The organism is Actinomadura sp. BRA 177 (genome assembly GCF_013372625.1).
In the GTDB taxonomy this organism is placed as follows: Bacteria; Actinomycetota; Actinomycetes; order Streptosporangiales; family Streptosporangiaceae; genus Spirillospora.
Map to the genome: position 1 here is coordinate 1 of NZ_JABXFD010000480.1, position 4,623 is coordinate 4,623.

5 protein-coding genes are annotated in these 4,623 nt (G+C 75.2%); all 5 read right to left on the bottom strand.

What is annotated here, in order from left to right:
• Nucleotides 1-44 precede the first annotated feature (44 nt).
• A complete protein-coding gene (locus HUX53_RS27965; protein ID WP_176406202.1) occupies nucleotides 45-1,412 on the bottom strand; it encodes an acyltransferase in 1,368 nt (455 codons plus the stop codon).
• Between the two features lie 190 nt (nucleotides 1,413-1,602).
• Nucleotides 1,603-2,391 (bottom strand): SAM-dependent methyltransferase, encoded by a 789-nt coding sequence (locus tag HUX53_RS27970; protein ID WP_176406203.1) that lies wholly within the window; start codon nucleotides 2,389-2,391, stop codon nucleotides 1,603-1,605.
• Nucleotides 2,392-2,709: 318 nt separating this feature from the next.
• A complete protein-coding gene (locus tag HUX53_RS27975) occupies nucleotides 2,710-3,345 on the bottom strand; it encodes a GNAT family N-acetyltransferase (protein ID WP_176406204.1) in 636 nt (211 codons plus the stop codon).
• Nucleotides 3,346-3,418: 73 nt separating this feature from the next.
• The gene (locus HUX53_RS27980; protein ID WP_176406205.1) at nucleotides 3,419-3,865 is read right to left on the bottom strand and encodes a hypothetical protein; all 447 of its coding nucleotides are present in this window, start codon (nucleotides 3,863-3,865) and stop codon (nucleotides 3,419-3,421) included.
• A gap of 100 nt (nucleotides 3,866-3,965) precedes the next feature.
• The coding region (locus HUX53_RS27985) for an anti-sigma factor RsbA family regulatory protein (protein ID WP_176406206.1) at nucleotides 3,966-4,623 on the bottom strand (658 nt) is incomplete at its 5' end.

Genomic DNA, 4,623 nt, shown 5'->3' on the forward strand with positions numbered 1-4,623 from the left:
TTTGTTTTTTTCTGCAACGCAGAAGACGGCACACGGGTTAGGAGTCAGTCTCTGGGGCTGGGAGATTTGTATAAGGGACAGGTCCTGACCGCCCCCCGCTCACCGCCGGGCGGCGGTCGGGACCGCGCGGGTTGCGGGGCGGCGGCCGGGGCCGGGCGGGGCCGGGACGTCAGGCGGCGGCCGAGGCGCTGCGCCGGGCGTTCGACGTACCGGTGCGTGAGCGCCGCGGACACCAGGACGCCCGCGATGAGCACCGCGCCCCAGGCCGCCCGGACGGGAACGGGCAGGCGCCAGGTGTCCTGCCCGGCCGCGTACCAGACCAGCTGGACGACCAGCGGGTGCAGCAGGTAGAGGGAGTAGCTGACCAGCCCCGACCACACCAGGAACCGGGGCATGCGGCGGTTGCGGAGCGCGAGCCCGGCCAGGAACGTCAGCCAGGCGGCGGCCACCGCGATGGACCAGTCCCGCCCGAGCGGGTCCGGGTTGGCGTACAGGGCCCAGGACGTCGGGGTGCGCATCCCCGCCACGAGCGAGAGGGCGGGCACGACCGAGACCATCGCCATGGCCGGTGCCCGGCGAAGCCGGCCCTCCTGGATGGCGCGGACGGCCGTCCCGGCGAACATCGTCGCGATGATGCAGAGGCTCTCGATGGCGCCGATGCGGCTGTTGAGCACGAGCAGCGTCAGGGCGAGCGCCGCCACGACCGCGACGCCGGCCCGCCGCAGCCCGCGCCTGCCGCTGAGCATCGCGGCGAGGCCGCCGGCCAGCAGCAGCGCGGCGGCGAGAATCGTCCCGCCCGGCCACCGCGAGGCCAGCAGCCCGGACGGCAGCGCCACGCCGAGGATCGCCGCGCCCACGCCGAACCCCAGTGCGACCCGGGCGCTGGAGCGGTGCACGCCGGCGACGAACATCGCCGTGATGAGCAGGTAGAACACCATCTCGTAGGACAGCGTCCAGAGGACGTTGACGGCGTTCGGCACGCCCAGCAGGTCCTGCAGCATCGTCAGGTGCGCGAGGGCGGACGCCCACGGCCGGTCGCCGAGCGCGGCGGGCAGCCCGTAGGTCACGCCGGCCGCGCCGAGCAGCAGCGCCAGCGACAGCGACACGACCCAGGCGGGGTAGAGGCGGAAGAAGCGCCCGGCCCAGAACTCCCGGACGTTGCCGCGCCGCTGCAGCGAGAACGGCACCACGTAGCCGCTGACAAGGAAGAACACGAACACCCCGTAGCGGCCGAAGTCGAACCAGGGGCCGGCCGTCCGCCGTACCTCGGGGAGCAGCACGTCCAGGGAATGCTCGAACACCACCACGAGGGCGGCCAGGCCCCGCAAGGCGTCGAGCCAGCCCATCCGGGAGGCCCGCGCGGCGGGAGCGCCGATCTTCGTCTCAGCTGAAGGCAGGGTGTTCGTCGGCATCGGAGGCCACCATAGGGGCCGAACCGTTACCGTCTCTAATGGGTGAATGAGATTTTTGTGAGATATCGGCCCCGGTATCTGACTCAGCGTGATGGGGCCGGAACAGCATATGACCGGCGGGAGCAGGGCGGAGAGCAGCGAGGTGGAGGGCGCCTCCGGGCGGCGTCCGCTGTGACCAACGCCACAGCGGTCAGCGGATGCCGACGACGCCGTGCACGAGCGGGGCGCCGGCGGACGTCCCGCCGGTCAGCGGCACCACTCCGGGCGGCAGCGGCCGGAACGGTCCGAGCAGCCGCGCCACCTCGGTGCCGCCGCGCGGGTACACCGGGACGCCGCTCGCCTCCCGGTAGATCCGCGCCGCCTCGGCGATCGCGGCCGGGGCGAAGTCGGCGGTGAGGTGCGAGACGACCAGGCCGCTGCCCGGTGCGGCCGACGCCGCCAGGCCGGCCACGATGTCGCGGGCGCCGGGCAGGAAGTGCAGGACGGAGGAGAGCAGCAGCGCCACCGGCTCGGCCGGGTCGATCAGCCGCCGCACCTCCGGGCTGTCCAGCACCGCGGCCGGGTCGCGGATGTCGGCCGGCAGCGCCGCGATGTTGCCGCCGTCGACCAGCAGTGCGCGGGCGTGGGCGATGACGAGCGGGTCGTGGTCGACGTAGACGACGCGGGTGCCGGCGATGTGGCGGGCGGCCATCTGGTGCGGGTTGTCGGCCCTGGGCAGGCCGCAGCCGAGGTCGACGAACTGCCGGAGGCCGCGCTCGGCCAGCAGCCGGACCGACCCGGCGAGGAACGCGCGGGCGGCCAGCGCGGCGTCCGCCGCCTGCGGGAGGACGTCCAGGATCCGGTGCGCGAGCCGGCGGTCGCCGGCGTAGTTGTCCTTGCCGCCGAGGAGGTAGTCCTGGACGCGCGCCGGCCCCGGCCGGTGCAGGGCGAGCGGGGTCTCCGGCGCCCGGGGTCCGGCCGTGGCCATGTCGGTCGCCATGTCGGTCACCTATCGCCTTCCCTGAGGGGAGGAGTGCAATGGCTCCTTCCCGACGGTAGGCGGCCCAGCCGGGGAAGGCGCGACCGGGTCCGGTGGACGGGACGGGAGCGGCGCGCCGCGTGGCCGGATCAGGCCAACCGTGTTTGGCGGCGGCCCGCCGGCGTCTGGGCCCCTGGCGACGGGCATCAGGAGCACGGCGAGCGGACGGACGGTCGCCGCGCGTTCACGCAGCCGTGCCGACACCCGCGACCGCCTGGCCGTTTCCGGTCATGACACGGTTCTGACCGACGCGGTCGATCCCCTGTGGAAAACCCCGCTTCAGCGTCCCTGCCGGGGCTCCCGCCACATCAGCCAGACCGGTGGGCAGCCCTTGCCCGGCAGGGCCAGCTCCCGCGTCACCCGGAACCCGAACCGCTCGTAATACGGAACGTTCCGTTCCTTCGAGCTTTCGAGGTAGGCGGGCACGCCCTCGGCGTCGCAGCGGTCCAGCCGGGACCGCAGCAGCGCGCCGCCGAGCCCGCCGCCCTGCGCCGGGGGATCGGTGCCGAGCACCGCCAGGTACCAGTGCGGCTCGCGCGGATGGTGCCGCTCGATCTCGCCCAGCGTGCGCAGCGTGACCGGCACCCGCGTGCCGAGGATCCGCAGCAGCGGCACCGCCTGCGCCGCCTGCAGCCGGACGGGCACCCGCCAGTGGCCGGGCGGGTCCCACAGCGCGGCGGCCTCGGTCCGGCCGTCCCGCCCGGTCGCCTCCGTGGCGCCGTGCCGCAGGTGCACCCGGCGCAGCAGGACGCCGAACAGCCCGGTGAGCCGCCGCGTCCCGGACGCGGCGTCCGGCAGCAGCCAGCGCCAGACCGGGTCGTCGTCGAAGGCGCGGCCGAGGGCCGCCGCGATCGCCGCGGCGTCGGCGTCCGCCGCCGGGCGGACCAGCGGGGACGGCTGGGAAGGGGATGTCATGGCGCGGCCTCCTGGAGGGACGCGCCGATCCTCACCGGGTGCGCCGCCCCGCGTCAAGCGGCGGCGGCGCGGATCACCTGCGGCGGCGGCGGCGGTCCGCGCGCGGCCGGGTCAGCTCGTCCAGGACGAGGCTGGCGCCCGCGCCCACGAGCCAGGTGTCCTTGGCGAGCGCGATGCCCTCCTGGGTCGGGCGGATGCCGCCCTCCTGGCGCATGCCCGGCAGCCGCAGGTAGAGGCCGGTCAGCCCGGCGGAGAACGCGGTCAGCGCCGCGCCCGCGACCAGCGAGGGCACGAACGGCACGAGCAGCGCGGTGCCGATCGCGACCTCGGCCCGGCCGAGGTTGCGGGTGAAGGTCCGCGCGTCCTGCGTCTCCAGGAACGGGTAGGCGGTCTTCGCCATGCCGTGGGTCGGTTCGGCCATCTGGTCCAGGGCCTGGAGCTTCGACAGGCCCGAGTTCAGGACGAACGCCCCCACGGCCGTCCGGACCGGGATCTGGTGTGCGCGAGCAAGAAAACGCATCGTTCCCCACAGTGATCGGGAAGTTCGGGCGCAGGGATCATGCCCGCCGTTCGCCCGCTACACCTGAACCCGGGGTCCAGTCTCCCCCCGGCCGGCCGGCCTATGTGCGCAGGTAGACGCGGGTCGCGGTGCCGTCCGGGCCGGTGTGGACGCGGACGAGGTCGGCGAGGTGGTGGACCAGCAGGACGCCGCGTCCGCCGTGCGGGCTCATCCCGGCGGGCAGCCGGCCGGCCAGCGGGTCGCTGATCGTCCCGGCGTCGCGGATCTCGCAGACGACCTGGCCGTCCTCGGCCCAGAACCGGGCGGTGCCGGCCCCGCCGCCGTGCAGGCAGGAGTTGGCGGCGAGCTCGCTCACGGCGAGCTCCAGGTCGCCCACCGCGTCGGCGCCGAGGCCGAGCGCGGCCGCCCAGCGGCAGGCGAACTCGCGGACGCGGGGGAGCGCGGTCAGGTCGAAGCTCATCTCGACCGCGCCGGCCGGTTCGGGCAGCGGCCGGTTGTAGGCGTGGATCGCGCGGTGCGGCGCGAAGTCGGCGCTGTCGCGCTCGCCGTCCCGGTCGACCACGACCGGGTGGGTGGCGCGCGCGTCGGCGAGCGCGACGGCGTCCAGCGCGGCCGCGTCGTAGGGGCACAGGATCGCCGCGCCGCCGCCCGCGAACGCCAGGTTGATCAGCGCCTCGTGCTGGACGCAGGCGGGGTACTCGGCGGCGGTGCGGGCGGTGCCGGCCCCGCCGCCGACGCAGCGCACCCGGCGGGCGGCG